The sequence below is a fragment of the Gordonia polyisoprenivorans genome, from assembly GCF_017654315.1.
In the GTDB taxonomy this organism is placed as follows: domain Bacteria; phylum Actinomycetota; class Actinomycetes; order Mycobacteriales; family Mycobacteriaceae; genus Gordonia; species Gordonia polyisoprenivorans_A.
Genome location: NZ_CP072203.1, coordinates 340,233 through 366,338, shown reverse-complemented (window position 1 = coordinate 366,338; position 26,106 = coordinate 340,233). Strand labels below are relative to the sequence as shown.

26 protein-coding genes are annotated in these 26,106 nt (G+C 65.9%); 11 read left to right on the top strand and 15 right to left on the bottom strand.

Annotated features, from left to right (window positions below):
- Window positions 1–4: 4 nt before the first annotated feature.
- The 3 genes from J6U32_RS01760 to J6U32_RS01750 are packed head-to-tail and all read left to right on the top strand — an operon-like array spanning window position 5 to window position 4,769.
- A complete protein-coding gene (locus J6U32_RS01760; protein ID WP_208793288.1) occupies window positions 5–439 on the top strand; it encodes a hypothetical protein in 435 nt (144 codons plus the stop codon).
- A gap of 54 nt (window positions 440–493) precedes the next feature.
- Window positions 494–3,850, top strand: a complete 3,357-nt coding sequence (locus J6U32_RS01755) for a serine/threonine-protein kinase (protein WP_208793287.1) — start codon at window positions 494–496, stop codon at window positions 3,848–3,850.
- Between the two features lie 16 nt (window positions 3,851–3,866).
- The gene (locus tag J6U32_RS01750; protein WP_208793286.1) at window positions 3,867–4,769 is read left to right on the top strand and encodes an alpha/beta fold hydrolase; all 903 of its coding nucleotides are present in this window, start codon (window positions 3,867–3,869) and stop codon (window positions 4,767–4,769) included.
- Window positions 4,770–4,855: 86 nt separating this feature from the next.
- Here the strand turns inward: J6U32_RS01750 and J6U32_RS01745 are convergent, their stop codons facing one another.
- Window positions 4,856–5,902, bottom strand: a complete 1,047-nt coding sequence (locus J6U32_RS01745) for a VOC family protein (protein ID WP_208793285.1) — start codon at window positions 5,900–5,902, stop codon at window positions 4,856–4,858.
- A 217-nt stretch (window positions 5,903–6,119) separates the two neighbouring features.
- Here J6U32_RS01745 and J6U32_RS01740 point away from each other — a divergent pair, with 217 nt between their 5' ends.
- The 5 genes from J6U32_RS01740 to J6U32_RS01720 are packed head-to-tail and all read left to right on the top strand — an operon-like array spanning window position 6,120 to window position 10,756.
- A complete protein-coding gene (locus J6U32_RS01740; protein ID WP_208793284.1) occupies window positions 6,120–6,998 on the top strand; it encodes an acetaldehyde dehydrogenase (acetylating) in 879 nt (292 codons plus the stop codon).
- Window positions 6,995–8,041 (top strand): 4-hydroxy-2-oxovalerate aldolase, encoded by a 1,047-nt coding sequence (gene dmpG, locus J6U32_RS01735; protein WP_208793283.1) that lies wholly within the window; start codon window positions 6,995–6,997, stop codon window positions 8,039–8,041. The genes J6U32_RS01740 and dmpG overlap by 4 nt, the downstream gene beginning before the upstream one ends.
- Window positions 8,038–9,507: an aldehyde dehydrogenase gene (locus J6U32_RS01730; protein WP_208793282.1), complete on the top strand. Its 1,470-nt coding sequence runs from the start codon at window positions 8,038–8,040 to the stop codon at window positions 9,505–9,507. Before dmpG ends, J6U32_RS01730 begins: the two co-directional genes overlap by 4 nt.
- Window positions 9,504–10,277: an SDR family NAD(P)-dependent oxidoreductase gene (locus tag J6U32_RS01725; RefSeq protein WP_208793281.1), complete on the top strand. Its 774-nt coding sequence runs from the start codon at window positions 9,504–9,506 to the stop codon at window positions 10,275–10,277. Before J6U32_RS01730 ends, J6U32_RS01725 begins: the two co-directional genes overlap by 4 nt.
- A gap of 59 nt (window positions 10,278–10,336) precedes the next feature.
- A complete protein-coding gene (locus J6U32_RS01720) occupies window positions 10,337–10,756 on the top strand; it encodes a tautomerase family protein (protein WP_208793280.1) in 420 nt (139 codons plus the stop codon).
- On the opposite strand, the gene J6U32_RS01715 is transcribed toward J6U32_RS01720, so the two are convergent.
- The 6 genes from J6U32_RS01715 to J6U32_RS01690 are packed head-to-tail and all read right to left on the bottom strand — an operon-like array spanning window position 10,753 to window position 15,520.
- Window positions 10,753–10,956, bottom strand: coding sequence for a tautomerase family protein (locus J6U32_RS01715; protein WP_208793279.1), 204 nt, complete (start codon window positions 10,954–10,956; stop codon window positions 10,753–10,755). The genes J6U32_RS01720 and J6U32_RS01715 overlap by 4 nt on opposite strands.
- 3 nt (window positions 10,957–10,959) lie before the next feature.
- Window positions 10,960–11,754: a 2-keto-4-pentenoate hydratase gene (locus J6U32_RS01710; protein WP_208793278.1), complete on the bottom strand. Its 795-nt coding sequence runs from the start codon at window positions 11,752–11,754 to the stop codon at window positions 10,960–10,962.
- Window positions 11,751–12,539, bottom strand: a complete 789-nt coding sequence (locus tag J6U32_RS01705; protein ID WP_208793277.1) for a 2-keto-4-pentenoate hydratase — start codon at window positions 12,537–12,539, stop codon at window positions 11,751–11,753. The genes J6U32_RS01710 and J6U32_RS01705 overlap by 4 nt, the downstream gene beginning before the upstream one ends.
- Window positions 12,540–12,560: 21 nt before the next feature.
- Window positions 12,561–13,370, bottom strand: a complete 810-nt coding sequence (locus tag J6U32_RS01700; RefSeq protein WP_208793276.1) for an IclR family transcriptional regulator — start codon at window positions 13,368–13,370, stop codon at window positions 12,561–12,563.
- Window positions 13,371–13,406: 36 nt separating this feature from the next.
- Window positions 13,407–13,955: a flavin reductase family protein gene (locus J6U32_RS01695; RefSeq protein ID WP_208793275.1), complete on the bottom strand. Its 549-nt coding sequence runs from the start codon at window positions 13,953–13,955 to the stop codon at window positions 13,407–13,409.
- The gene (locus J6U32_RS01690) at window positions 13,952–15,520 is read right to left on the bottom strand and encodes a 4-hydroxyphenylacetate 3-hydroxylase family protein (RefSeq protein WP_208793274.1); all 1,569 of its coding nucleotides are present in this window, start codon (window positions 15,518–15,520) and stop codon (window positions 13,952–13,954) included. The genes J6U32_RS01695 and J6U32_RS01690 overlap by 4 nt, the downstream gene beginning before the upstream one ends.
- A gap of 171 nt (window positions 15,521–15,691) precedes the next feature.
- On the opposite strand from J6U32_RS01690, the gene J6U32_RS01685 reads away from it, so the two are divergent.
- Complete coding sequence (locus tag J6U32_RS01685; RefSeq protein ID WP_208793273.1) at window positions 15,692–16,681, top strand: helix-turn-helix transcriptional regulator; 990 nt, start codon at window positions 15,692–15,694, stop codon at window positions 16,679–16,681.
- 17 nt (window positions 16,682–16,698) lie between these two features.
- On the opposite strand, the gene J6U32_RS01680 is transcribed toward J6U32_RS01685, so the two are convergent.
- From J6U32_RS01680 to J6U32_RS01670, 3 genes are read right to left on the bottom strand one after another with little or no spacing between them, the layout of a single operon-like run.
- Window positions 16,699–17,001: an EthD family reductase gene (locus J6U32_RS01680; protein WP_208795912.1), complete on the bottom strand. Its 303-nt coding sequence runs from the start codon at window positions 16,999–17,001 to the stop codon at window positions 16,699–16,701.
- A 5-nt stretch (window positions 17,002–17,006) separates the two neighbouring features.
- Window positions 17,007–18,062 (bottom strand): 2Fe-2S iron-sulfur cluster-binding protein, encoded by a 1,056-nt coding sequence (locus J6U32_RS01675; RefSeq protein ID WP_244332484.1) that lies wholly within the window; start codon window positions 18,060–18,062, stop codon window positions 17,007–17,009.
- A 1-nt stretch (window position 18,063) separates the two neighbouring features.
- On the bottom strand, window positions 18,064–19,290 hold the full coding sequence (locus tag J6U32_RS01670; protein WP_208793272.1) for a cytochrome P450: 1,227 nt from the start codon (window positions 19,288–19,290) through the stop codon (window positions 18,064–18,066).
- Between the two features lie 127 nt (window positions 19,291–19,417).
- On the opposite strand from J6U32_RS01670, the gene J6U32_RS01665 reads away from it, so the two are divergent.
- A complete protein-coding gene (locus J6U32_RS01665) occupies window positions 19,418–20,431 on the top strand; it encodes an AraC family transcriptional regulator (RefSeq protein ID WP_208793271.1) in 1,014 nt (337 codons plus the stop codon).
- 76 nt (window positions 20,432–20,507) lie between these two features.
- On the opposite strand, the gene J6U32_RS01660 is transcribed toward J6U32_RS01665, so the two are convergent.
- Window positions 20,508–21,893, bottom strand: a complete 1,386-nt coding sequence (locus tag J6U32_RS01660; protein ID WP_425324101.1) for an MFS transporter — start codon at window positions 21,891–21,893, stop codon at window positions 20,508–20,510.
- Between the two features lie 256 nt (window positions 21,894–22,149).
- Between J6U32_RS01660 and J6U32_RS01655 the strand changes: the two genes are divergently transcribed.
- Window positions 22,150–22,698, top strand: coding sequence for a TetR/AcrR family transcriptional regulator (locus J6U32_RS01655; protein ID WP_244332871.1), 549 nt, complete (start codon window positions 22,150–22,152; stop codon window positions 22,696–22,698).
- Here J6U32_RS01655 and J6U32_RS01650 read toward each other — a convergent pair.
- The 4 genes from J6U32_RS01650 to J6U32_RS01635 form a co-directional block, all read right to left on the bottom strand.
- The gene (locus J6U32_RS01650; RefSeq protein WP_244332482.1) at window positions 22,685–23,617 is read right to left on the bottom strand and encodes a hypothetical protein; all 933 of its coding nucleotides are present in this window, start codon (window positions 23,615–23,617) and stop codon (window positions 22,685–22,687) included. The two genes, J6U32_RS01655 and J6U32_RS01650, sit on opposite strands and share 14 nt — an antisense overlap.
- An 85-nt stretch (window positions 23,618–23,702) precedes the next feature.
- Entirely contained in the window at window positions 23,703–24,182 is a 480-nt protein-coding gene (gene couM / locus J6U32_RS01645) for a p-hydroxycinnamoyl-CoA hydratase (protein ID WP_006368761.1), read from the bottom strand.
- Between the two features lie 28 nt (window positions 24,183–24,210).
- Window positions 24,211–25,104 (bottom strand): 4-hydroxyphenyl-beta-ketoacyl-CoA hydrolase, encoded by an 894-nt coding sequence (gene couO / locus J6U32_RS01640; protein ID WP_208793268.1) that lies wholly within the window; start codon window positions 25,102–25,104, stop codon window positions 24,211–24,213.
- Window positions 25,101–26,018, bottom strand: a complete 918-nt coding sequence (locus tag J6U32_RS01635; protein WP_208793267.1) for an SDR family oxidoreductase — start codon at window positions 26,016–26,018, stop codon at window positions 25,101–25,103. The genes couO and J6U32_RS01635 overlap by 4 nt, the downstream gene beginning before the upstream one ends.
- Between the last annotated feature and the right edge of the window lie 88 nt (window positions 26,019–26,106).

The window sequence follows — 26,106 nt, the reverse complement described above, 5'->3', positions numbered from 1 at the left end:
GGTGGTGGAACTCGAACCGGGATTGGCGGCCTCGCTCCGCAAGATCGAGCGGCAGGTGCTTGCCGAGGTGCCGTTGCGGCCCCGGTCGGTGCGGGTGATCTGGCTGGCAATCGTCGTGCTGGCCGCCTCCAGTATCGGTGCCTGGGTGACCAGCGACGTCGGCGGCGACCGGACACTGCTCGGTCAGATCGCGATCGGGCTCGGCGTCGGCGGCACCGTGCTCTCCGCGGCGGCGGCCACGCGGCGTCGATTCGGGTGGTGCGTCCTGGCCGGCGCGATCAGCGGGATCGCCGTTCCGCTGTCGGTGCTCGGGTACTGGTCGACGCAGACCGGATTGGGTGTGGCGTCGGGCTGGTTTCTCGTCGCGGTGCTGTGTCACGCGGTTCTCGTGGGCAACTGGGTGCAATGCGGGCGTCCGCCGGGTCCGCCGCGGAGGTAGACGCCCTAATTCGGACTGTGTCCTGCGTCACACCCGACTACGCTGGATGGAACCATGGTCGAGTTCGATCCGCAGGACACGCAGCGAGACGTCGTTCCGGACGCCGCCTCGGAGCTCATCGCGGCCGGATTCAGTGATCCGCTGTTGATCGGCCGTGGCGGATTCGGCGCGGTGTATCGCGCCGAACAGCCCAACCTCGAGCGCACCGTCGCGATCAAGATCCTCACCGACCACCTCGACGAAGCGAGTCTGGAACGGTTCCTGCGCGAACAACGGGCGATGGGCCGGTTGTCGGGGCACCCGCACATCGTGAACATCCTCGAGGTGGGGTCGACGCCGGGCGGCACGCCCTACATCGTCATGCCGTATCACCCGCACGATTCGCTCGACGCACGCATCCGCAAGCACGGCCCACTCGACTGGCCCGACGTGCTGCGTCTCGGGATCAAGATGGCCGGCGCGCTGGAGACCGCGCATCGGACGGGCACGCTGCACCGCGACATCAAACCGGGCAACATCCTGCTCACCGAGTACGGCGAACCGCAGCTCACCGACTTCGGCATCGCCCGCATCGTCGGCGGCTTCGAGACCGGCGCCGACATGGTCACCGGATCGCCGGCGTTCACCGCACCCGAATTGCTCACCGGCGATCCGCCGACCGTGGCCTCGGATCTCTACGGCCTCGGCGCCACCTTGTTCTGCGCGTTGACCGGGCACGCCGCGTTCGAGCGACGCAGCGGCGAGCAGGTCGTGGCGCAATTCCTGCGGATCGCCAGTGAGCCCGTCCCGGATCTCAGTTCCACCGATGTCCCCGACGAATTGTCCCGCGCGATCGAGCACGCGATGGCCCGCGTACCCGAGGACCGCCCCGACAGCGCGGCCGCCTACGGCGAGGAACTGCGGGCGATCCAGGCGCAATTCGGGCAGGCGGTCGCCGACATGGCGATCCCCGCGCAGGCCACCCAGGATCCGCTGACCGGAGCGTCGGCACGCAGGTCGCGCACCGATACCGCACCGCCGACGCCGGCCACGAAGTTCCGGCCGCCGTTGCGTCCGCGTGCACAGGTGGTCCGGGAGCGACTGCTGGATATCCTGCGGGCAGGCGAACGCCGACGGCTCATCCTCATCCACGGCCCGGCCGGCTACGGCAAGACCACCGTCGCCGCGCAGTGGGCCGAATACCTGCACCGCGAGGGTGTGGGGGTGGCCTGGCTGACCGTCGACGACGACGACAACAACGCCTCCTGGTTCGTGACGCATCTGATCGAGGCGATCAGACGCACCGACCCCGACGTCACCGCCGGACTCGACGATCTGCTCGACGAACGTCGCGAACACTCCGACCAGCACGCGCTGACCACGCTGATCAACGCGATCCACGAGCGGGGCACCCGGATGCTGGTCATCGTCGACGACTGGCATCGGGTCACCGATCCGGCGGCCGTCGCGTCGATGGACTTCCTGCTCGAGCACGGCTGTCACCATCTGCAGTTGCTGATCACCAGCCGGTCGCGGACGCGTCTGCCGATCAGCCGCATGCGCGTACTCGACGAACTCGTCGAGATCGACATCGCGCAACTGTGTTTCGACGCGGACGAAGCCCGGTCGTTTCTCGTCGACGTCTCCGGGCTCGACCTCGAGAGCCGTGACATCACCGAATTGTGGAACTCCACCGATGGGTGGGTCGCTGCACTGCAACTCGCCTGTGTCTCGTTGCGCGGCAGCGACACCCCGGCCGAGCTGATCTCCAACATCTCCGGTCGGCATCGCGCCATCGGCGACTTCCTCGCCGAGAACGTGCTCGGTGCCCTCCCGTCGGAGATCCTGCACTTCCTGATCACCACGTCGATCCCCGACACGGTGTGCGCGGGTCTGGCGTCGGCGCTCAGCGGTGAGATCCGTGGGCAGGCGTTGCTCGAGGATATCGAGGCGCGAGACCTGTTCCTACGCAGGATCGATGCCGACGGCGACTGGTTCGGCTTCCACCCGCTGTTCCTGGAGTTCCTACGCCGACGGCTCGAACGCGACGAGCCCGAGCAGGTCTCGGAGTTGCACCGCATCGCCTCGACGTGGTTCGGCGAACACGCAATGCTCTCGGAGGCCGTCGATCACGCACTGGCGGCCGGCGACACCGACCGCGCGGTGCGGCTCGTCGAGCAGGACGGCCGCACCCTGCTCGAACACTCGCAGATGGTGATTGTTCTCGGCATCATCGACAAACTCCCGCCGAGTGCGGTGGTCACCAGCCCGCGCCTGCAATTGACCGTCGCATGGTCCAATGTTCTTCTGCACCACACTGATCGAGCGCGCATCGCGATCGACCGAGTGGCCGCGGCGCTGGCGGCCGCCGAGGTCGGTGGCCGGGAACGTGACATGCAGGTGGAGGCCGACGTGGCGCTCGCCTGCGCCGATGCCACCGCCGACCGGATGGATCATATCGACGACCTCGTCACCGAATGTCTTTCGCGACCACAGACATTGCCACCGTTCGTGGTGTCCTCGGCCGCCGACGTGGCCACCATGAGCGCCACCATGCGGTTCGATTTCGATGAGGCGCACCGACGTCAGGCATGGGCTGCGCCCTACCATCAGCAGAACACCGGTGCCTACGCGGTGATGTACGGCTACGCCCTCGACGGATTGACCTACATCGAAGAACTCGACCTCGATCACGCCGAACAAGTCTTGCGCAGTGCCCTGCAGGTGTCGCGCCGCAACGGTGCCGGTGGTTCCCAGGCCTACCGACTCGCCGCGGGTGTGCTCGCCCAATTGTTGTACCAGCGAGGCAGTTCCGACGAGGCGAGCCAGCTGCTGGAGGACAGTCTCACCCTCGGACCCGACGAGGGCATCACCGATATGATCCGGGCGCGCTACATCACCGCCGCCCGACTCGCGGTCCAGCGCGGCGATCCGGTGGAGGCCGCGCGGCTACTCGACGAGGCCGCCGACGCCGCCGACCAGATCGACGCGTCCCGCCTGCGGGCCTACGTCGAGAACGAGATCATCGCCCTGGAGGCCCCGACCCGCCGACAGCTGCGTCCGCGCGTCGCCTTCGAGAACCGCCGGCCACCCGGCGGCGGCTGGGCCGAGATCGTCGCACAAGCCGAGGAAGAAGCGGCGATCCGGTTGCTGCTCAAAGAAACCGACGAGGTGGCGCTCGCGTGCCGGTGGGCGGGCGAATGGGTGATGCGGCTCGACGGCACGCCGCGCCGCCGCGCCCTGCTGCAGGCGCGGCGGCTCTACGCGCTGTGCCTCGACGCCGCCGGCCGCGACGACGAGGCGCAGCAGCAGATCACCGCGATGCTGATCGCCTGCGACGCAGCCGGAATGGTCCGGTTCGCGTTCGACGGCGGCGAAGAGGTGTCGGCGGTGGCCGCTGCCGCGCGCTCGGCGGCGGGTGGGCATCTGTAGGGGCAGGATGGAAGGCATGAGTGACAGCAAGAGCCGCACAATGTCCACCCCGCTCCTCGACATCGGTATCGAGGAGCACGGGAGTGCGTCGCATCCCGCGCTCGTCCTACTGCACGGCTGGCCGGACGACGTCCGGACCTGGGACGCGCTGGTGGATGATCTGACGGGGGCCGGCTTCCGCGTCATTGTGCCCTATCTACGCGGATTCGGTCCCACACGTTTCCACAGTACGAGCACGAGGCGTTCGGGTCAGCTGACCGCCCTGGCCGCCGACCTGTTCGCGCTGCTGGACGCGCTGGGCGTCGAGAGATTTGCTGTCATCGGCCATGATTGGGGCGCTCGCGCCGCATACATCGCTGCCGCCCTTCGTCCACAGCGGGTCCGCGCGTGCGCGGCGATCTCGGTCGGTTGGGGTACCAACGGTCGCGATCAGGCATTGAGTTTTCTTCAGACGCAGCACTATTGGTATCAATGGCTGATCGGCACACCGCGAGGTGAGAACATCGTCCACACCGACCGCCGCGCCTTCACCCGCCATCTCTGGGATCTGTGGAACCCGGAGCGGGCCATATCCGACACCGAGTTCGCCCGCACCGCGGCATCGTTCGACACTCCCGATTGGGCGGAGATCACCGTGCACTCCTACCGGGTGCGGTGGGGCGGGGCCGACCCCGACCCGGCCTACGCCGACGCCGAGGCGGCTGTCGTGTCGGTGCCGCACATCGCGGTTCCGACGCTGACGTTGCACGGCGGAGCCGACCCGGCGAGCTTGCCCGAGACCTCCGCCGGTCGTGATGATCTGTTCGACGCCGTGTACCGACGCGTCGTCCTCGATGATCTCGGGCACTTTCCGCAACGCATTGCGCCGCAACGAGTTCTCGACGAGATCGTGCCGTTCGTGGATCGCCATGGCCGGTGAGAACCCCGGTGGTCGGGGCGTCGCGATGTCGAGGTGACCGCGACGGTCGGCGCACCCGAAGACCCGCCGACCGGAGACCCTGGGCCTCAGGCGGGCGCGCCCGCCAACTCGTCGACAACCGGGGCCTCGGCCCCGGGACCGAAGTGGGCGAACTGCTCGATGTGCTGGTCCAGTGAGAGCGGGCTGGGCGTGCCATAGGTGAAATAGGTTTCCCACGGCAGCTTCGCGCCGCCCACGGCCAGGCCGGTGTCGATCTCGGCCATGTCCCACGTCTTGGTCTGTGCGTCGGGATCGAGATGCAGGTATCCGGCCTCGCCGAAGAGCTCGATCCGGTTGCCTCCGGGTTCGAACACATAGAGGAACTGGCCCTGGGTGATCCCATGGGTGTCGGGGCCCGCCTCGATCTGGATGTCGTAGTCGCGGAACATCTCCGCGGCATCGACATTGTGCTGGCCGGTGCCGTAATAGAACGCGAGATGGTGCAGCTTGCCGCGCCCACCGGTCATGTCGCGCATACATGCGACCTCGTGGCCGAGGAGGTTCGAGCTCATCCACGCGCCGATCTCGACCTCACCGTCGACCACCCGCTCGGTGGTGCGGAAACCCAGATGCCGCTCGAACTCGTTCTTCACCGAGGTCACGTCCGACGCCATCAGGTTCAGGTGATCGATACGTTTGACCGGAATACCCTGCAACGGCTTCTTCGACGGCCGCGAGAGGATCTTGCTCTGCAACTCCGTCGGGGCGAGGTACTTCTCGGCCTCCCACAGCAGAGCGAAGTCGTGACCGTCTGCGGTGTGGTACGCAAGCGTCTTTCCGTAGCCGAATTCGTCCTCGTGCCAACTGGTCTCGACGTTGCCGTCCTGAAGCGAGCGCGCGCGACGCTCCAGGGCCTCCGGTGAGCTGGTGCGCAACGCCGCATGCCCCATTCCGGCCTGCGCGGCCTCGGTGATCTTGAGACTCCACTGGTAGGGGTCCTCGTACCCGCGCAGGTACACCGACTGGCCCTCGCGCTTGGTCACATACATGCCGAGGAATCGGGTGAAGAAGTCTTCGGTCTCCTGCGGCTTGGGACTGAGCAGTTCGCAGCGCGCCAGGTGTGCGACGTCGAAACGGGCGGGATTCTCACTCATCGGATCTCCTGTGGTTCGTGCGGCGCCGATGACCGGCGCCATCCATGGGTGGATGACGACGAGCATGACCGGGGTTTGTGATGGCGATCACTGCCGTTCGGCTATGCCGAACGCGGTGTCGATGTGGCCGCGTCGCGTCCGGGCAGTCCGGCCATGAGCACGAGAACGCCCTCGACATCCCTACCGTCGCAGGCACAGCGATCCAAGGGAGAACACGATGAGTCGGTTAACCGCCGCAATTGTCGGCTCGGGCAACATCGGGACGGACCTGATGTACAAGTTGCTCAGGTCCGAGTATGTCGAGCCGGTATCCATGGTCGGGATCGATCCCGACAGCGAAGGCCTCGCGCGCGCCCGCACCGCAGGGCTCGAGACGTCGGCCGAGGGCATCGAATGGCTGCTGACACAGCCGGATCTACCAGACCTGGTCTTCGAGGCCACCTCCGCGAAAATTCACGCGGCCGCCGCCCCGCGCTACGCCGACGCGGGAATCACCGCGATCGACCTCACCCCGGCATCGGTCGGGCCGTATGTGGTGCCCGCGGTCAACCTCGATGAGCACCTGGGCGCACCCAACGTGAACATGGTGAGCTGCGCCGGCCAGGCGACCATACCGATCCTGCACGCCATCAACGAGGTGGCCGATGCCGCATACGGCGAGATCGTCGCTGCCATCGCCGCCAAGAGCGCGGGACCGGGCACACGACAGAACCTCAGCGAGTTCAGCGAGAAGACCGGGCGTGCGCTCGCCGCGGTTGCCGGTGCCGACCGCGCCAAGGCTATCTCGGTGATCAACCCGGCCGAACCGCCGATGAACATGCGCGACACCGTCTATGCCAAGGTGCGCAACCCCGACGCCGATGCCATCGAGCGGGCCGTCCTCGACATGGTCACCCGGGTGCAGGAGTACGTCCCGGGTTACACACTCAAACTCGTCGACGTCGACGGTGATCTCGTGACCGTCATGCTCGAGGTCGTCGGGGCAGGCGACTTCTTGCCCACCTACGCAGGCAATCTCGACATCATCACCGCCGCCGCGGTCCGCGTCGCCGACGTGATGGCCCAACAGAATCTCGTGACAGGAGCACTCCGATGAGCATCTCGCGCAACGACCGCACGGTCACCCTCGTCGACACCACCCTGCGCGACGGGATGTCCAGCGTCTCACACCAGTTCACGACAGAGAATGTGGCGGCGATCGCCGCCGGGCTCGATCGCGCCGGGGTGTCGACCATCGAGGTCGCCCACGGAATCGGGCTGGGTGCCTCCTCGATCCAATATGGCTTCGCCGCGGCCACCGACCCCGAATACGTCCGGGCCGCCGTTGATGCCGTCGACAACGCCGACATCGCAGCGCTCTATGTTCCCGGGATCGCCACGCTGACCGAGTTGCAGAGTGCCGTCGACGCCGGCATCTCCACCGTGCGCGTCGCGGTCCACTGCACCGAGGCCGACTGCGGTCAGCAGCCTATCGAATGGGCAAAAGACCAGGGCCTCACCGTGATGACGTTTCTGATGATGAGCCACAAGCTCGAGCCCGAGGCACTCGCGGAGCAGGCGGTCAAGGTCGATTCCTACGGCGCCGACGTCGTCTACGTGGTGGACTCGGCCGGCGCGCTCGTCCCGCAGCAGGCCGGCGAACGTGTCGCTGCGCTGCGATCGGCCATCGGCGCCGACATCGGATTCCACGCGCACAACAATCTCGGCGTCGGAATCGCCAACGCGCTCAACGCCGCCGAGAACGGGGCCACTTTCATCGACGGATCGTTGCGCGGACTCGGCGCCAGCGCGGGCAACGCCCAGACCGAGGTGCTCGCGACCGCCTTCGAACGCGCGGGCTGGCACACCGGCGCCGACCTCTTCGGGCTCATCGACACCGCTGAACACGTTGTCGCACCGTTGATGAAGGAACCGCAGATTGTCGACGAGACGGCGCTGGTGCTCGGATATGCGGGTGTCTATTCGACGTTCTTCCATCCCACCAAACGGGCCGCCAAGAAGTTCGGAATTCCCACGCGCGAAATCCTGCTCGAACTCGGGAGGCGGGGCGTGATCGGCGGCCAGGAAGACATGATCATCGACGTGGCCGCCGAACTGGCCGGCCGTGTGTACGAGACCCCGGAGGTGGCCGCGGTATGACCACGACCGACACTCCGCAGACTGTTCGGCACCTGATCGGCGATAACTGGGTCGACGCATCCGATGGATCGACCTTCGAATCCCTTGATCCGCATGATGGTTCGCTGCTGGCGACCGTCGCACGTGGAACAGCCGATGACGGGTCCGCCGCCATCGACGCCGCGCGTGTGGCGTTCGATGACGGACCGTGGCCGCAAATGTCGCCGAAGGAACGTGCCGCGATCCTGCATTCCGTCGCCGATGCCGTCGACGATCACCGAGACGAGTTGGCGCTGCTCGAGACTCGTGATGGGGGTAAGACCATCACGCAGTCGCTGCACGCCGAGATCCCGCGGGTGGCCCACAATCTGCGGTTCTTCGCCGACTACGTGTCGATGGCCGCCAACGAGGCCTACCCGGACGGTGATCTGCTGTCCTATGTGCTGTATCCACCTGCCGGTGTGGTGTCGGCGATCAGTCCGTGGAACGCTCCGCTGATGCTGGCGACGTGGAAGATCGCCCCCGCGTTGGCTTTCGGCAATACCGTTGTCCTCAAGCCGGCACCACAAACCCCATTGACCGCGCACCGATTCGCCGAGATCGCGCTGGCGGCCGGGCTGCCGGCGGGAGTGCTCAACGTCGTCCACGGTTTCGGTGGCGACGAGGTGGCCGGTCCGCTGACCAGTGACCCGCGGGTGGATCGCATCACCTTCACCGGATCGAGTGCCACCGGCGTGCACATCCTGCGTGCCGCCGCCGCCCATCACACCCCGGTCTCGGCGGAGATGGGTGGCAAGTCGGCGAACATCGTCTTCGAGGACGCGGATCTCGATGTGGCAGTGCCGATGTCGATTCGCGCGATCTTCGGCGGCAACGGTCAGGTCTGCCTGTCCGGTTCGCGTCTGCTGGTACAGAACTCGATTCGCGAGGAGTTCCTGGCGCGCTTCGCCGAGGAGGCGAGCAAGCTCGTCGTCGGCGACCCCAAGGACCCCGGCAGCTTCATGGGTCCGCTCATCGAACAACGCCACCTCGAGAAGGTCGCCGGCTACGTCGACCTCGCGCAGGAAGAGGGCGGCAAGGTCATCACCGGTGGCGAGCGTCTCACCGGGCCCGCACACGCCGCCGGGTTCTACTACCCGCCGACGGTGATCACCGGGCTCACCAACGACTCCCGGACGGCACGTGAAGAGATCTTCGGGCCGGTGGAGACCGTACTGGGCTTCGACACCGAGGACGAGGCGTTGCGCATCGCCAACGACTCGCCCTACGGTCTGGCCGGAATCCTGTTCACCGACAACCTCAATCGCGCCCACCGATTGGCCGCACGCTGGAAGGCCGGGACCGTCTGGATCAACACGTTCTTCGAACGCGACCTGCGCCTGCCGTTCGGTGGCGAAGGCATCTCCGGGCTGGGCAGAGAGGGCGGACAGTACTCGCGTGAGTTCTTCACCGAACCACGCGCGGTGACCATCCGGTTGCGGCGATGACCGCTACCGGCTCGGGCACCTGCGTCGTCGTCGGCGCCACCGGTGCCATGGGATCGGTCATCACCCAACGGTTGACCGACCGCGGTCACCGCGTGCTCGCGGTGGCGCGTTCGGCATACGACCTGGAGAAACTCGCCGCAGGCAACCCGCTCGTCCACGCGTGCCCCACAGACATCGGCGACGACGGGGCGGTCGACGACATCCGGGCGGCGCTCGCGCAACCGGCGCTCGACGGGCCGTTACGCATGGCAATTTTCGCGGCCGGACTACCGGTCAAGGGGTCGGTCGATGCGATCGCACCGGCGGCGCTGGCGACCGCGGCCAACATCAAGGTCGCCGGCACGGTACGGCTGCTCCACGGGGTGCGCGAACGGATGGGTCCGGGGTCGCGGTTCGTCGCGATCGCCGGGTCGCTCGGCATCGAACCCGGACCGCTCGACGCCGGGCCGGGTACCGCCAATGCCGCATTGCTGAATCTGATGCGTCAGATCTCGGCGCTCTACGGACCCAAGGGCGTCACGGTGCACACCATCGTCCCCGGACCGATCGACACCCCGCGGCTGCGTGCCCTCGTCGATTCCGAGGTCGAGCAGACCGGTCGCCGACCCGAGGAGATCTGGGAGCGCTACCGCGCCAAGACGACGCTGGGCCGGCTGCCGACTCTCGATGAAATCGCCTGGCTCGTCGAGATGCTGCTCGCTCCGCAGGCCGATGTGCTGCACGGCGCGGTACTGACCGCCGATGGCGGGGTTCGCCACGGCGTTCTCTAGGGCCTACATCCAGGTTCTTACAGCCGGGGTTCGGGACGACTACCACGAGAGGAAAAGCCATGCCGGTGGCGCACTTTCATCTTCCCTCCGGTGCCGCGACACCGGAACAGGAGCGGCAACTGCTCATCGAGGCGTCACAAGTGTATGCGGCAGTGTTGGACTCGCCGATCGAGCGAGTTCGCACCTTCGTGGTGCACCACGAGGCCACCCGGATGGCGGTGGCCGGGCAGCTCGTTGCCGACAGCGGCGTCGTCGCACCGTACTTCACCGCCATCGTGTTGGCCGGGCGCCCGGTCGCCCAGCGACAACGGTTGTTGCTGGCGTTCACCGACCTGATCGCCGAAGTCCTCGACGTCGACCGGGCGGGGGTACGCGGCCAGATCATCGAGGTGGCCCCGGAGAACTGGGGCATCGGCGGGCTGCCGGCGTCGGGAGCCCGCGCCGGGGAAATCGCGGCGCGGGCCTCGAGCGGAGCCTAACCCCGCGTGTTCGCCTCCCGCTCGGCGATGGTGACATCGCCTGCCGCCCAGTGGGTTGCGGGGACCTCGCGCACCACCACCCGGATGTTGGCGATGGGCGCTCCCAGCGCGCGGTGGGCGGCGGCGGTCAGCTCATGCTGGAGATCGCGGATCTGCTCGGGCGAGCGGCCGGCGGCGATGGTGACGTCGATGAACGGCATGGCTCACCCACCCGCCACGGTGACGGTTCCGAGCGAGGTGAAGTGTGCAGCCACGCGGCTGCCCGGGGCGACCGGCACGGCGTCGGTCATACCGCCCGTGAGCACCACCCAGCCTGGCTGCAATGTGACGCCGCGCGCCCCGAAGGTGTTGGCGGCAAAGGCAAGTGCCTCACCGGGGTGGCCGAGCACCGCCGACCCGGTGGCGCTGTCGACGACGTCGCCGTCGACTTCGAGTAGGCACGCCTCCAACCCCAGATCGAGTTCGTCCACCTGCCGGATCACCGGTCCGGTGAGGTACACACCCGACGAGTTGTTGTCGGCAACAGCGTCTTCCAGGCTGAACTTGAATCCCGAGTAGCGGCTGTCGATGATCTCGATCGCCCCCATCGCGTACTCGACGGCCGCGAGGGCTTGTGCCGCGGTGACACCGGGGCCGCGCAGTTCGCGGCCGAGGACGAAGGCGATCTCCGGCTCGGCACGCGGGTGGATGAGCCGGTCGCGTGGGATCGGCAGACCGGTAGGCAGAGCCATTGCGTCGGTCAGCCAGGCCACCGACGGCTCGTCGACACCCATCTGCTGCTGTTTGGCCCGGGAGGTGAGCCCCAGTTTGATGCCGGTGATCACCTCGCCGTGCGCGAGCCGGTCGGCGAGTGCGATGTCCTGGGCGGCGTAGGCGACGTCGAGGGTCAGCTCGGGCCATTCGGCGCGGATGGAGGTGCGTGGTGTCTGCGAGCGCTCGGCTGTCAGCAGGATCTCGGCGACGCGTCCGGCACTCCACGGCGCGGGTGTGGTGGTCATTGTGCTCCTTCCAGAACTGCGGTGACGCTGCCGATTGCGGCGAAGTCGGCAACGATCGTGTCGCCCGGGGAGATGGGCACGGCCTTGGTCATCGAGCCGGGCAGCACCACGTGGCCGGGTTCGAGGGTGACCCCGAGCGGCCCGACAGTGTTGGCCAGCCACACCAATGCGTTCAGCGGCGAACCGAGTACGGCACCACCGGCTCCGGTCGCGATGAGTTCGCCGTTGACGTGCAGGTTGACCCCGGTCAACCGCAGATCGACCTCAGTGAGTCTCGTCGGCCGGCTGCCCAGCACCACCCCACCCGACGACGCGTTGTCGGCGACGGTGTCGAAGATCCCGATCTTCCAGTCGTGGATGCGGGAGTCGACGATCTCCAGTGAGGGCAACACGAAGTCGACGGCGGCGGCGGCGTCGGCGATGGTGACCCCCGGTCCGCGCAGCGGCTTTCCGAGGACGAAGGCCACCTCCGGCTCGATCCGCGGCTGGATGAACGTACGTGCCGGGATGGGGGCATTCTCGAGGTGGAACATGCTCGCGGTGAGATGACCGAAATCGGGCTGGGAAACCCCCATCTGGCGTTGGATGGCGCGGGAGGCCAACCCCACCTTGTGTCCTTTGATGGTGTCGCCGTGCTTCACCCAGTCCTCGACCTGCGCGAGTGCGATCTCGTAGGCGAGGGACAGCGGTGCGTCCACGAACCGGTCGGCAATGGGCTCGATCGGTCGTCTGGCGCGATAGGCACCGAGCAGGTCCTCGGCGGTCCGTGCAACGTCATCGGTCATTTCTGTGAGCTCCTTCTCGTCTCATCCGGCGATCGCGTGGAGCGCGGACACCTGGGTGTCGGGGGCGATCTCGGCGGGTACCGATGCCGTGAGGGACTTGGTGACCGCGTTCGCCGCGCCGATCACCGCGCGCCGGAACTCCTGTTGCGTGGGCACGAATCGGCTGGCGGGGGCGGTGATCGAGATCGCCGCCACCACCACGCCCATCTCGTCGCGGATGGGTGCGGCCACACAATTCACGTCGGCGACGGCCTCGCCATTGTCGAAGGCGCAACCATGACGCAGAACGGCTTTGAGCTCCCTGGTGAGCTCGGCAGCGCTGGTGATCGTTGACGCGGTATAGCGGTGCAACGGACTGTTGAGGACGTTGCGTTCGATCTCACCGGGATGGCGGTGGGCCAGCAAGGCCTTGCCGACGGCGCTGCAGTGCGCGTCGAGGTGTGCGCCGATCCGCGCGCCGGACACATTGATGACATGTGTGCCGACGACCTTGTCGACGTACATCACGCGATAACGCTCCATGATCGCCAGATGTGCGGTCTCGCCGTACTTCTCCGACAGTGAGCGGAGGATCGGTGCGGCGCAGGTACGCACATCGACGGTGCCCTGCAGGGTCTGATTGAGTTCGACGATCCGCCAACCGATGCGATACCTACCCCGCGATCGGCACTGCAAGAGCCCGATGTCGACCAGGGACGCCAACAGTGCGTGTGCGCTCGAACGGGGGACGCCGATGGCCGAGGCCACCTCGGTGACACCCCACTCCGGGCGTTCGACGGTGAAGAGGTCCAGGACCGGACCGATCTTCTGAACCGTTTGTAGTGCTGCCATGATCCACCTTTCGTGAAGTGTCGCCGTTCCCGCGACCTAGAAGCCCCAGCCCTGATCGCCCTGCAGCTCCAGCGCTCGAAAACTGCCGGTGTAGAACAGGAGTGGATGACCGTCGTCGAACCAGAGTTCCTCGACCCGACCCACGTGCAGTGTGTGATCGCCTGCGGGGTGGGAGTCGGTGACGGTGCATGACAGGTGGACCAGTGCGCCGTCGAGCAGCGGGACGCCGCGACGCCAGGTGAACCTGACCAGATCGGGTTCGCTTGCCGCGCCGGCGAAATGCAGAGACAGCGGTTCCTGATCGCTGGCGAGGATCGACACCCCGTATCGGCCGGTGTCGGCGATCTTGGCGTTCATCTTCGCCCGGTTGGCGATGGAGACGAGGACCAGCGGCGGATCGAGGGAGACCGAGGTGAACGCATTGGCGGTCATCCCGTGCACGGTGTCCCCGTCCGCGGTACCCCCGTCCCCGGCTTCGGCGGTGGTCACGATGGTCACCCCGCTGGCGAAGCGCCCCAAGGCCTTACGCATCCGCAGCGGTGTCGCGCTCACCTCACCGTCGGTGTCGGGGCCGACGGCGGTCATCGCGCATCCCGCACGATGTGCAGGTCGTCGTTGTTGATCAGATCCGGTCGGGTCCACCCGTCCACGTCGTACTCCGACATGCACTGTTCGGCGAACCCCTTGAGCGCCACGTCCTGGCCGCTGCCCTGATAGGCGAACAGCGTCTGGAATCGGACGGCTTCGTGATCTCCGCCGTAGTTGCGCTCGTAGAGTTCGTGGCGCCCGCCGAATTCGGTGCCGACCGCATCCCAGAGCAGTTTGAGCAGCTGCACACGATCGATCGCCGCGATGCCGTGGGAGCCGCGAACGTACTGGTTGAGGTAGCCGGCGATCTCGGGGTTTCCCCAGTCGTCGGCGTGCGAATTCAGATAGATCAACCCCGACCCGAGGACCTGTTGGATGATCTCCTTGACCCGCGGATACCCGACGCCCATGAAGGTGCGGTAGGCGAGGCCGTAGTTCAGGTTGGGCTGCACGGCGCCGTTGACCCACTCGTCCGGGGACTTGGCCATCGCGTCGGAGAGCCCCCAGAACATGTCGCGCCAGTTGAGGATCTCGCCGATCTGCATCTGCACGCCTCGGAAACCGGCCGAGCCGGTCATCTCCACACCCTTCATGACGCATCCGGCGATGAAATCGAGTTTGACGGCCAGGCGGGCGCAGCCGTGGAACATGAAGCGGTTCAAAAAGCCCGACCGCATGACGAAGTTGTTGGTGGTTTCGACGTCGTATGCGAAGACGTTCTCCCACGGAACCAGCACCCGATCGAAGACCATGATGGCGTCGTTCTCGTCGAAGCGGCTCGACAACGGGTAGTCGAACGGCGAGCCCATCACCGCCGCATTCATCTCATACGAGGTACGGCACAACAGCTTCAGGCCCGGCGAATACATCGGCACGGTGAAGATGAGGCCGAATTCCTTCTTGCGCAGCGGCAATCCGTAGTGCGCGATGAAGTTGGCATTGGTGATGGCCGACCCGGTGGCCACGACCTTGGCGCCCGAGACGATCAGCCCTGTGTCGGTCTCCTCGACGACGTGGATGCAGACGTCGGCGGTCTCGTCGGCCGGCTTGTCACGATCGATCGGCGGGTTCACGATCGCGTGATTGAGGTACAGGACGCGTTCCTGCGACTTCTTGTACCAGTCCAACGCGTTCTGCCGGTAGTCGCCGTAGAAATCGGCGTTGGCGCCCAGTGTGCCCAGAAACGACGCCTTGTAGTCGGGGGAGCGCCCCATCCAGCCGTAGACCTCGCGCTGCCAGGTGACGATGGCGTCGCGGGCGACGACGAGGTCTTCGGAGGTGTGGGCGGTCTTGAAGAACGGGTGGGTGAAACCACCGTTGCCGGTATCGGTCGGCACCGCCAGTACACCCTGCGCGTCGGGCTGATGCAGCGCGTCGTACATACGGGCCACCGAGCGCGCGGAATTCCGGAATGCCGGATGGGTGGTGACGTCGTCGACGCGTTCTCCGCGGAAATAGATCTCGCGTCCGTCACGCAACGATTCGAGGTACTCATCACCGGTCATCGGCCGGACGTCGTTGAGTCCGGTACGGGTGCGCTCGGCAAGGGGTGCGGTGGTCATCGGTTCCTCCTGGACACATGGGTGGGGGCCAGGAGACGTGGCGTGAAGCGCTGCGGCACTTGCGTGCTCGGCAACAGATCTGGTGCTCGCGCCGCTGCTGCGATGCGGTATATGGTGGCGGTGCCACGTCCCTGTGACGTAGAACACTAGAACCCGGAGGTGTGGCACGACATGGCTGAACGCGCACAGTCGATGGACCCTGGACGCATACCGGATTCCTGGCCGGTGCTCTCGCTCGACACCCGGCAGCTCGACGCCGCCGAGGGCCGCAACGAGTGGCGCAGTGCGCTGGGCACCCTCTACGCCGAGATGGACGTCGACTGGCCCACGACCCGGAACGAACTCGACGCCGAATGGGGTGGACGTCCGGTCGGCGATCTGCACGTCAGCTCCATCCGCTGTGATGCGCAAACCGTGATCCGAACTCCGGCGATGATCGAATCCGACTCCTGCCCAGACTTTCTGGTGTGTGTGGTGACCGAGGGTCAGGTGGAGGTGCGCCAGAACGGCAGGAGTGCGGTCGTCTCGGGCGGAGCCTTTGTGCTGATGGACCTGGCCGCGCCGTTCGTCTTCGACGCCCCGACCCGGTTCCGGCAAGTGGTGGTACGGGTACCGGGCAGGCTGGTGGAGGGGCGGTTGCCCGAGGCGCTCGCCGCGCGGGTCACCGCCCGCGCCTTCGACCCTGCCGACGACGGGGCATCGGCGATCATCGGCCGGGTGCTGACTGACATGGCGGTCACCGAGTTGCCTGCGGCCACCGCGGTCCCGTTCGCGTCGTCGGCGATCAGCATGCTCTCGGCGACGATCCTCGAGTCCGCGCCCATCGTGCGCCCGGCTGACGGATATCGCGCGCAGGACCTCGCCCGCATCGAGAAGGTCATCGCCGACAACCTCCACGACGCCGACCTGACCGTCTCCGACGTTGCCCATCTCAGCGGGATGTCGCTGCGCAACCTGCAGAAACTTGCGCAGGGGGCGGGGCGCACTGCCAACGGCTGGCTGTACGAGGCCCGGATCGAGCGCGCCAAGCACCTGCTCGCGACGACCGGGGATCCGGTCGCCACGATCAGTGAGTACGTGGGATTTCGTGACGTGTCGCATTTCGGTCGTCTGTTCCGTAAGCAGGTGGGTACGAGTCCGGGCCGGTTCCGAACCGGGTGAGCGCCGCGTGCCGGGTCTCAGGCGGGGGCCTCGCCGAAGAGCATGGTGGCCCCACCGGTGGCGAAGTTCGCGACGTCGCCTGCGGCTGCTTGTCCCTCCGGCGACGAAAGGCCCTTGAGCGCATCGTCTTTGGTAGCGAAGACCAAGCGGGCAATCACGTACTCGGCGGGCGGTGACTCGTCGAGCGATTCGCATCGGCTTACCGATAGAGCCGTGAGGCCGTTGATCGCCTCGGCAAGGGGACGATGCGCCGAGGAGTAGTACTCGTCGAAGGCGGCGGGATCGTCGGGGTGGTGGTAGATGACGGTGATGACATACATGGTGCTCACTCCTGGGGTGTGGTCGCCGGGATGGCGGGGGTGAATTCTTCACGGAAGATCATGCGCGGCGCCATCCGCCGGCGCTTGAGTGCTTTGATACCGGCCTGCACCATCGGTGGTGGGCCACAGAGGAATCCGCTCATGCCCTTGCATGAGGAGAAGTCGGCGAGGACGGCGTCGGTGACCAGGCCGGTGGCACCGTCCCACTCCTGCTCACTGAGCACCGGGTGATAGTGGAACCTGCTGTCGGTGGCGGCGAGCGCGGTGAAGCGCTCGACGTCGTAGAGGTCAGCGCGCCGACGCCCGCCGTGATAAAGATGGATTTCAGGAATCAGATTGTGCTCCAGGGCGTGTGAGGCGATGGAGCACAGCGGTGCGAGCCCGGTGCCGCCGCCGATGAGGATGCCTGGTCCGGTCTGCTCGGCCACGAGATGGAATTGCCCCAACGGCCCGCGCAGGCGGAGACGATCACCGACGGCCAGGGTCGAGAAGATCCACCGTTCGGTGGCTGCCCCGCCGGGGGTGAGTTTGATGTGGAACTCCAGTCTGCGCGTTTCCGAGGGCGGGTTGGCCATCGAATACTGCCGTGTCACAACGGTACCCGGGGTTGTGCCGGTGGACGGGACGACGAGTTCGCAGTACTGGCCGGCGTTGAACGCCATGTCGTCGTCGAGATCGACCACGAGTCGCCGCGTGTGGTCGGCGATCTCGGTGATCTCGGCGAGGGTGCCGCAGTGATCGCGCAGCGGATGCCGTGGGATCGATTCGTCGATGGCTCCGATCGGCTCGACCGTCACCTCGCCGCACGGAGTGGCCATGCACGCCAACGCCATTCCACGTTCGCGTTCGTCGGCGGTCAAGGTGTATTCGGGGGAGTCGCGGTGATCGACGCGCCCGCACACCACCGACAGCTTGCACGACCCACACGTGCCCTGCGTGCAGGAGTGCGGAATCCAGGCGTTCGCGCGTAGCGCTGCGTCCAGGATGGTCTGGTCCGGGGCCACCTCGAGAGTGGTTGTGCCGACCCGCACCCGGTGGGTTGCGGCGGTGGTGGCGGTCACCTCAGACCTCCCACTGCACGTGCAGCTGCTTGGGTCCGCGGAATCCCCAACCCCAGAAGTCGATCTCGTGAGCGGTGTCCCGTTCGATGTTGGGGATCGACTCGAACAGCTCCTCGAGTGCGATCCGCACCACCGCGCTGGCGAAATAGGTTCCGGCGCAGGCGTGTACGCCACCGCCAAAGGTCAGATTCGGGATGACGGCGCGGTCGAGGTCGTAGGAGGTGGGTGCGTCGTAGGCGTTCTCGTCGTTGTTGGCCGAACCGTAGGAGAGCATCACCAGTGACCCCTGCGGCAGGGTCACGCCACCGACGGTCACCTCGCTGGTGGCGACCTTCACCGCGGCCGACCAGATCGGTGCCACCCAGCGCATGCCCTCGGCGACGGCCCGGGGGATGAGGGTGGGGTCGTCGATGACCCGCTCGAGTTGATCGGGCCGGCTGAACAGACCGGCAAGGGTGGTCCCCATCGCGTGGCCCGGCTCCTGCATCGCGCCGAGCAGGAAGACGTAGAGATTCGGGTAGATGACCTCGCGGCTGCGGGTCTGTCCCTCGGGCATGCCGTCGTGGAGCCAATGGGAGATCGCGGTGTGATCGGGGTGCTCGATCCACTGGTCGATCTTCGGGTCGACGTGCGCGATGATCTCGGCCTTGGCCTCGTCGCCGGGGATGAACCCGTCCGGATTGGCGAACTCGCCGTCGGCGGTCATGTCGGCATTGGTGAACGAGACGCTGAGCTTGTGGAACCATTCGCGCAGCTTGTCGGTGCTGACGTCGTCGAGGCCAAGGAGGTCACCCAGCGCGCGCACGCTGACCGGTTCGCAGTATTCGGCGACGATGTCGGCAGCTCCGTTGTCCTCGAAGTCGGCGAGTCTGCTGCGTGCGAAGGGCCGGACGAGGTCGTCGATGTAGGTGTCGACGGCCGATGGCTGCAGGTGCGGCTCGACCATCCCGCGCAGTTCACGGTGCTCGGGCCCATTGGAGTTGAGGATTGCCCCGGGGCCGAAGGTCCGGCCACCCGCCGGGGAGATCACCGCGGGCCAGCTCTCGGAATCCTTCGCGATCTCCAGGCACAACTCCCTGGTCGAGACGATGTGCAGACCCAGTTGCGGCACGAACGCTACTGGTGCCTCACTTCGCAGGCGTTCGTAGAACGGGCGCGGGTCGGCCTCCAGCTCGGCCATCGTGATGTCGGTGATCCAGCGCGGTGTCGCCGCGGATGTGAGCGTCATGATCGTCCTTACGTATGGGTATTCCGAACAGACGGGGGTAGGGGTGCTCCCATATCCGGAATGCCCCTGGCGTCTGCGTGGAAAAGGTTGTGATCTGGAACACTAAGGAGGGAGGTGGCGGCTGAGAATGACCGAGAGTGCACCGAATCTTGACCCGGACGGCACGGCCGCTGGTGTTTCAGACGGCACGGCCGTTGCCTTGAGTACGCGTGAGCTGGCCTCGTCGGAGGGGCGCGAGTTGTGGGCGGAGACGCTCGACATGACGTTCTGCGAGATGGATGTCGACTGGCCGCGGCTGCATTCGTCCTTCGACGCCGACATCACGGCGCGACCGGTCGGCGAGATGGCGTTGAGTCTGGTGCGCGCCGACCCGCACACCGTGGTGCGCACACCCGACATGATCGCTTCGGATCCCGTGGACGCACTGTTGTTGTGCCTGGTGACGAAGGGTGCCGCGACCATCACCCAGCAGCGGCGGACTTCGACACTCGACGCCGGTGCGTTCGGCTTCGTCGATTCGCAGCGCCCGTTCATCGTCAGTGGGGTGACCGAGTTCGAGCAGGTCGTTCTGCGGGTGCCGCGGGATCTGTTCGCCTCACGGGTCGGGGTGAGTATCGACGATGCCGTCGGGCTCCGGATAGATGCGGACTCCGGTGTGGGCCGGGTCGCCTCGAGCATGCTGGTGGATCTCGCCGTTCACGACGACGATCTCGGCGCGGGAGCAGTCGCGGCCGTCGCATCGGCGTTGCTCGACGTGGTCTCCGCGGCGGTCGACCATCGGATGCCGCAGCGTTCGCTGACCGATCGCGTGCACGCCGACGACCTGCGCACTGTGCAGCAGTCGATGCTGCGCCACATCGGCGATCCCGACCACACGATCGCCGACGTGGCCACCGAGTTGGGTATGTCGGTGCGCTACATCCACAAACTGTTCAGCGCCGCGGGCACCACACCGCGAACATGGTTGTACGGCAAACGCTTCGAACGAGCCCGCTCACTGCTCTCGGATACCGATCAGAGCGTGCACGAGATCGCCGAGCGCCTCGGTTTCCGTGACGTGTCACACTTTTCGCGGTCGTTTCGACGCACAGTAGGGGTCAGTCCGCGAAGTTTTCGGAATGCGGGTGTGGTGGCGCAATGATCGTCGGAGTGAGTCCGCGGAGTTAGCGCTCGGCCGGCGAAGTTTCGATACACGGAACCTGATTCGCGAGATGATCTCAATCAGCAGGATCGTCTTTCTGGGCGGGAAGGGCTACCGCTGTGGCCGCCACAACCAGCATGATTCCGGCGATGGCGTAATACGCCTTGTTGTATGGGTTCAATGTCGTCGCGATGTCTGAGGCGCCCGATCCGGCGATCGTGACCAGCATGGCGAGACCGAGCGCACCACCGATCTGCTTTGCCGCGTTCATCAGTCCGGAGGCCGCACCGACTTCGCTCGGCGGTACTCCCGATGTCACCGCTGATGTGATCGGCGTGGTGAGAATCCCGCTGCCGATACTGAAAACGACTGCTGGCAAGAGTATTCCGAGCGTGTAGCCGCTATCGCGGGTGAGCTGTGCCTGCAATGCGAATCCGGCTGCGGCAATGAGTGACCCGATCGAGATCAGTACACGTCCGTCAACGCGGCGCATGAGCCAGGGGGTGACCCGGACTCCGACAAAGATGACGACGAGTGTGTGGGGAATGAAAGCAAGCCCGGTCTGGATCGGGGTGTATCCCAGCGTGATCTGCATCGACAGTGTCAGAAAGTACCACATCGGATTCAGGCAAGCACCAGCCAGAAGAATCGTCAGATTGCCCACTGACACTGAGCGATTCCGGAATATCCGGAGCGGAAACAGGGGGACGGCGACGTGCGACTCGACGATGATGAAAGCGACCAGCAGGAGGAGGCCTGTGGCCAAGGGGAGAATCGTTGACGCAGCTTGCCAGCCGTGGGACGCGGCCTCAGACACTCCGAAAGCCAGTGATCCGAGCCCGATGGTGGCGAGCGCTGCGCCCGCTGCATCGATCCGTTGAACTACTGTCGCAGAGCCGGTTCGGGGGAGATATCGCAATGTGAGGAGCGCAACCACAGCGCCTGCGGGAACGTTGATGAGCAGAGTGGACCGCCACGAGAGAAACTCGGTCAGAACTCCGCCCAGGACGTTTCCCGCTGTGCCGCCGCCGATGCCGACTGAGGTCCAGGTGGCCAGCGCTCGCGTACGCCGCTGCCCTTCTGGAAAGGTAGACGTCAGGATCGTGAGTGTCGCCGGGGCGAGCACGGCTGCACCGAGGCCCTGAAGTGCGCGAGCGCCGATGAGCAGTGGTGATGCGGTGACGAGTCCACCGATGAGGCTGGCCCCTGAGAACAATCCCAATCCCACGAGGAACACCCGACGTGTGCCGAAGAGATCAGCAAGTCGGCCACCCAGTAACAAGAAGCCGGCGAATGGCAATGCGTACGCGTTGACGACCCATTGTAGCGTGACGGAATTGAAGTCGAGTGCATCGCGGATCGATGGCAGTGCAACGTTCACGACTGAGATGTCCAGCACCACCATGAATTGTGCTGCACACGCCACCGTGAGGATGACGTCAGGGGCTCTCGAGCGCCTCACGCGGAGCCCGCTGTGACTGCTCCGCCCATTGCATACCCCTTCGGTGTTGTTGATACATGTGTATCACAGAACGCGCACGGATGGATTAATCTGCGTTGACCACGCGGCACGCGGCAGTATCGTTGAAGTCTGTACCGCGAAACCCACATGGAGAGAAGGCTTGATGCCGCGCACTCCGGACCACACCGCGCGCCGGGCGGAGATAGCCAAAGCGTTGGTGCGGGTCGCCGGGCGCGACGGTCTACACGCTGTGACCATGCGATCGGTGGCCGCGGAAGCGGGCGTGTCGCTACGGCTGATCCAGTACTACTTCAACACGAAAGAAGAGCTGATGGTCGGGGCGTTGCGCTACCTCGAACGCAGTAGTCACGATCGCTGGGCCCAGCGGCTCGCCGAGTATGACGATCCACCCCCAACCCGAGCTGTCATCGAGACGTTCCTGCTCGAGGCGCTACCGACCGATGAAGCCAGCCGCGCCTTTCATCGAGTCGGCATGTCTTACGCCGTGTTGGCAATGACAGACACGAAGATCTCTGACGAGCCTTTCGTCAGTGGGATCAACCGCCTTGAGAGCATACTGGCCGAAGCCCTGAAGCGCGCCGTCGACGACGGACAGTTGCCTGCGCACGTAGCGCCCGAGCTGGAGGCCACCAGGCTGGTGACGATGGTCAACGGCCTTGGCACCAGCATTCTGGTAGACCAACGTACGCCGGAACAAGCCGCCGAGGTCATTCAGTATCATCTCGATCAGCTCTTTGCTCGGCCGTTGCTTGAAGTGGCGTCGTTGGTGCCTACTCGCCCTTGAACGGTGCGGTCCCGAGTACCAGCTGAAGCCCATCGATCCCGGAATTGGCTCGTGCGTACTGCAATTCGTGGCTGATGTCGCCGATGTTGTTGAGCGGGGGTAGCGCCAGGCCGATCGTGGAGAGCACACCGAGGGCGCGACCCTGCGCGTCGAGATAGGCGCTACCGCTGTCTCCGGGGATGCCTGGGAAACGCATCTCCACGATGTGTGACCAGCCGTTGTCGGCGGGTTGGTCGGCCTTGCTGGTCCCGTGTTGCTTGGACAGCTTCTTGAATCCGAACTTCAGGCTCGAACTGCCGTAGCTGTAGATCTTCGCGTCGGGGGTTGTGCCGTCGGTGTTGATGCCGGTGGGTCCGCCCCAGAACGGTATTGACGGATTGACCTTGCCGACGTCGTCCGGGTTCACCTTGATCAGTGCGAGATCGTTGAAACTGCAGGTGTTCTGATCGGTTTCGCCCTTCTGATGCATGGTGAGCCAACTGTTGTAGACCAGGGTGCCGGCACCGAGTTGTGTGCCCACGCCGGTGATCGGGTTGCCGCCCTTGTTGAAGGTGACGGCGGTGCCGATCGGCAGGCTGTTGTTCTGGCATCCGTTGGTCTCGGTGTCCTTACCCGTTCCCGAACAGTGTGCGGCCTGTCCGAGGTAGACGTTGCCGGATTTGTCGACGAAGACGTAGTTGGTGGTGCATTGCGCATCGCCGGTGTAGGTCTGGACGCCGGGGGTGATCGTCGCCGAATCAGCGGACGCGAAATCGACTTTCGCGGCATCCGCCGCCACCGTCATCTGCGGTGTCGCCGGGGTGGCGGGTGTCGGGGCGGTGGAGGTGCCGCACGCGCTCGCGGCGACCGCGACGAATGCGGCCGCCGCGACACAGGCCACGGCCATGCGGCGGCGTGGCTTGGCGATGTTCGTTCTCACCCGGGCAGAATATCCAGACCGGTTGCCCTGCGACGTCATTCAATGACGCGAAGTCGTTCGGCCGGTGTAGGCGAAAACCGGCAAATCACTCGAAGTAGCGGTACACGACCTCGGCGACGACGGCGGGACGCTCGCTGTTCTCGAGTTCGATGACGCCCTCGACGGTGACCTGGACGCCACCCTTGGGCAGGTGCTCCACCTTGGCCAGAGTCGCCTTGAGGCGCACGCGTCCGCCGGCGGGTACGGGGTTGGTGAACCGAACCTTGTTGAGCCCGTAGTTGACCGCCATCGTCACGCTGTCGACGGCGAGCACCTCACCCCACATCGGGATGATCAGTGACAGCGTCAGGTATCCGTGGGCGATCGGCCCGCCGAACGGGCTCTCGGCAACAGCGCGCTCGGGGTCGACGTGAATCCACTGGTGGTCGCCGGTGGCGTCGGCGAAGGTGTTGATGCGTTCCTGGGTGACCTCGAGCCACGAACTGACGCCGAGGACGGTGCCGACGAGATCGTCGAGCTCGGCGAGGGTGGCCAGGTGTGTGGTGGTGGGTGACGCGGTGGTCATCGGTACGAGTCCTTCTCTGGGTGGGGTTTCAGTGTTTGACGCCGAGGACGGTGAGTGCGTTGTCCTTGAAGATCAACGGCAGCACCTCGGGCTTCATGTCGAGGGTGGCGAAGTCCTTGCGCCATCGGTCGACCTGAATGACCGGAAAGTCCGATCCGAACAGGACCTTGTGGCGCAGCATCGAATTGGCGGCCTTGACCAACTGGGGCGGGAAGTACTTGGGCGACCAGCCGGACAGATCGATGTAGACGTTGGCCTTGTGCGTGGCGATCGAGATCTGGGCGTCGACCCACGGCACCGCCGGGTGTGCCATGACGATGGTGAGGTCGGGGAAGTCGGCGGCGACATCGTCGAGCAGCATCGGATCGGAGTAGCGCAACTTGATGCCGTGTCCGCCGGGTAAGCCGGCGCCGATTCCGGTCTGCCCGGTGTGGAACAGTGCGGGCACGCCGGCCTCGGTGATGGCCTCGAAGACCGGGTAGTACCGGCGGTCGTTGGGTTCGAAACCCTGCATGCTCGGATGGAACTTGAAGCCCCGCACGCCGAATTCGTCGACGAGCCGGTGCACGCGCTTGACCGCCGCCTTGCCCTGCAGCGGGTCGACGGAACCGAACGGGATCAGGACGTCGTTGAACTCCGCTGCGCGCTGGGCGATCTCCTCCACCGAGTTCGGCGAGTGACCCGACGCCGAGTGCGCGTCGACGGTGAACACCACCGCTGCCATGTTGCGTTGCCGGTAGTGCTCGGCGATGGATTCGATTCCCGGCGTGCGCTCTTCGCCGGAGCGGAAATACTTCTCGGAGGCGGCCATCAACTCGTCGTCGAGCGAACGATGCCCGCAGCCGTCGATTTCGACGTGGGTGTGGATGTCGATGGCGTCGATGGCGTCGAAGTCGACCGCGCACTCGTACCGGGTACTCATTTCGCGGCCGCCAACACTTCGTCGGGGAACTCCTCGCCGACTGTCTCGAGCTGAGTGGCGAAGGTGTTCGGCCAGACCTCGGCGACATCTTCGGCACTGAAACCGCCGTCGTGATAGGCGGTTTCGGACAGTTCGGGGTGCGTCCACAGGGCGATCCGGTCACCGCCGACGGAGATGGCCTGGCCGGTGATGTCGGCGGCGGCATCGGAGGCGAGGAACGCGATGAGGCCCGCAACGTCATCGGGGGTGCCCATCCCGACCTCGCGGCGGATGACGTCGGGCAGGGAGCCGGTCCGCTCGGCCTCGTCGATGAACGGCTTGAAGATCGGAATCGTGGCGGTCATCGCGGTGACCGCGACCGGGCAGACGGCGTTGGCGGTGATCCCGGCCTTCTTCAGTTCCATCGCCCAGGTGCGGACCATGCCGACGATGCCGGCCTTGGCGCCGGAGTAGTTGGTCTGCCCGAAGTTGCCGCGCTGCCCGGCGGGTGACCCGATACAGATGATCCGGCCGCCGTCGCCCTGCTTACGAAATCGCAGCACGGCCTCGCGTGCGCACGTGAAGGTGCCCTTGAGGTGCACGTCGATGACGGCGTCGAAGTCCTCGTCGGTCATCTTCCAGAGCACCTTGTCGCGCAGGATGCCGGCGTTGGTGACCATGACGTCGAGGCGTCCGAAGGTGTCCACGGCTGCGGCGACCAGCGCCTGTGCGGTCTCCGTCGATCCGACGGGTGCGACCACGGCGACGGCGCGGCCGCCATCGTCGGTGATCGTGGCGACCGCTGCCTGCGCGGTCTGCTCCGAGACGTCGTTGACGACGACAGCCGCTCCGCGGCGGGCGAGTTCGCGGGCGTAGGCCAGACCGAGTCCTTGCCCACTGCCGGTCACGACGGCGACTTTTCCGTTCAGATCCATGGTTGCCTCCTCAGGCACGGGGTACGAGTTCGATTAGAACGCTAATCATTGAGAAAATCAATGATTGTGGAAGTGGTAACGTGCTCCC

Bases quoted from the DNA above. Each gene is read 5' to 3' on its own strand.
- couO (WP_208793268.1), bottom strand. From the start codon at position 25,104: ATGAGTACCCGGTACGAGTGCGCGGTCGACTTCGACGCCATCGACGCC.
- couM (WP_006368761.1), bottom strand. From the start codon at position 24,182: ATGACCACCGCGTCACCCACCACCACACACCTGGCCACCCTCGCCGAG.
- J6U32_RS01705 (WP_208793277.1), bottom strand. From the start codon at position 12,539: ATGACCGATGACGTTGCACGGACCGCCGAGGACCTGCTCGGTGCCTAT.
- J6U32_RS01665 (WP_208793271.1), top strand. From the start codon at position 19,418: ATGACCGAGAGTGCACCGAATCTTGACCCGGACGGCACGGCCGCTGGT.
- J6U32_RS01750 (WP_208793286.1), top strand. From the start codon at position 3,867: ATGAGTGACAGCAAGAGCCGCACAATGTCCACCCCGCTCCTCGACATC.
- J6U32_RS01725 (WP_208793281.1), top strand. From the start codon at position 9,504: ATGACCGCTACCGGCTCGGGCACCTGCGTCGTCGTCGGCGCCACCGGT.
- J6U32_RS01700 (WP_208793276.1), bottom strand. From the start codon at position 13,370: ATGGCAGCACTACAAACGGTTCAGAAGATCGGTCCGGTCCTGGACCTC.
- J6U32_RS01755 (WP_208793287.1), top strand. From the start codon at position 494: ATGGTCGAGTTCGATCCGCAGGACACGCAGCGAGACGTCGTTCCGGAC.
- J6U32_RS01730 (WP_208793282.1), top strand. From the start codon at position 8,038: ATGACCACGACCGACACTCCGCAGACTGTTCGGCACCTGATCGGCGAT.
- J6U32_RS01710 (WP_208793278.1), bottom strand. From the start codon at position 11,754: ATGACCACCACACCCGCGCCGTGGAGTGCCGGACGCGTCGCCGAGATC.
- J6U32_RS01685 (WP_208793273.1), top strand. From the start codon at position 15,692: ATGGCTGAACGCGCACAGTCGATGGACCCTGGACGCATACCGGATTCC.
- J6U32_RS01745 (WP_208793285.1), bottom strand. From the start codon at position 5,902: ATGAGTGAGAATCCCGCCCGTTTCGACGTCGCACACCTGGCGCGCTGC.
- J6U32_RS01720 (WP_208793280.1), top strand. From the start codon at position 10,337: ATGCCGGTGGCGCACTTTCATCTTCCCTCCGGTGCCGCGACACCGGAA.
- J6U32_RS01635 (WP_208793267.1), bottom strand. From the start codon at position 26,018: ATGGATCTGAACGGAAAAGTCGCCGTCGTGACCGGCAGTGGGCAAGGA.
- J6U32_RS01690 (WP_208793274.1), bottom strand. From the start codon at position 15,520: ATGACCACCGCACCCCTTGCCGAGCGCACCCGTACCGGACTCAACGAC.
- J6U32_RS01740 (WP_208793284.1), top strand. From the start codon at position 6,120: ATGAGTCGGTTAACCGCCGCAATTGTCGGCTCGGGCAACATCGGGACG.
- J6U32_RS01695 (WP_208793275.1), bottom strand. From the start codon at position 13,955: ATGACCGCCGTCGGCCCCGACACCGACGGTGAGGTGAGCGCGACACCG.
- J6U32_RS01680 (WP_208795912.1), bottom strand. From the start codon at position 17,001: ATGTATGTCATCACCGTCATCTACCACCACCCCGACGATCCCGCCGCC.
- J6U32_RS01715 (WP_208793279.1), bottom strand. From the start codon at position 10,956: ATGCCGTTCATCGACGTCACCATCGCCGCCGGCCGCTCGCCCGAGCAG.
- J6U32_RS01670 (WP_208793272.1), bottom strand. From the start codon at position 19,290: ATGACGCTCACATCCGCGGCGACACCGCGCTGGATCACCGACATCACG.
- J6U32_RS01655 (WP_244332871.1), top strand. From the start codon at position 22,150: ATGCGATCGGTGGCCGCGGAAGCGGGCGTGTCGCTACGGCTGATCCAG.
- dmpG (WP_208793283.1), top strand. From the start codon at position 6,995: ATGAGCATCTCGCGCAACGACCGCACGGTCACCCTCGTCGACACCACC.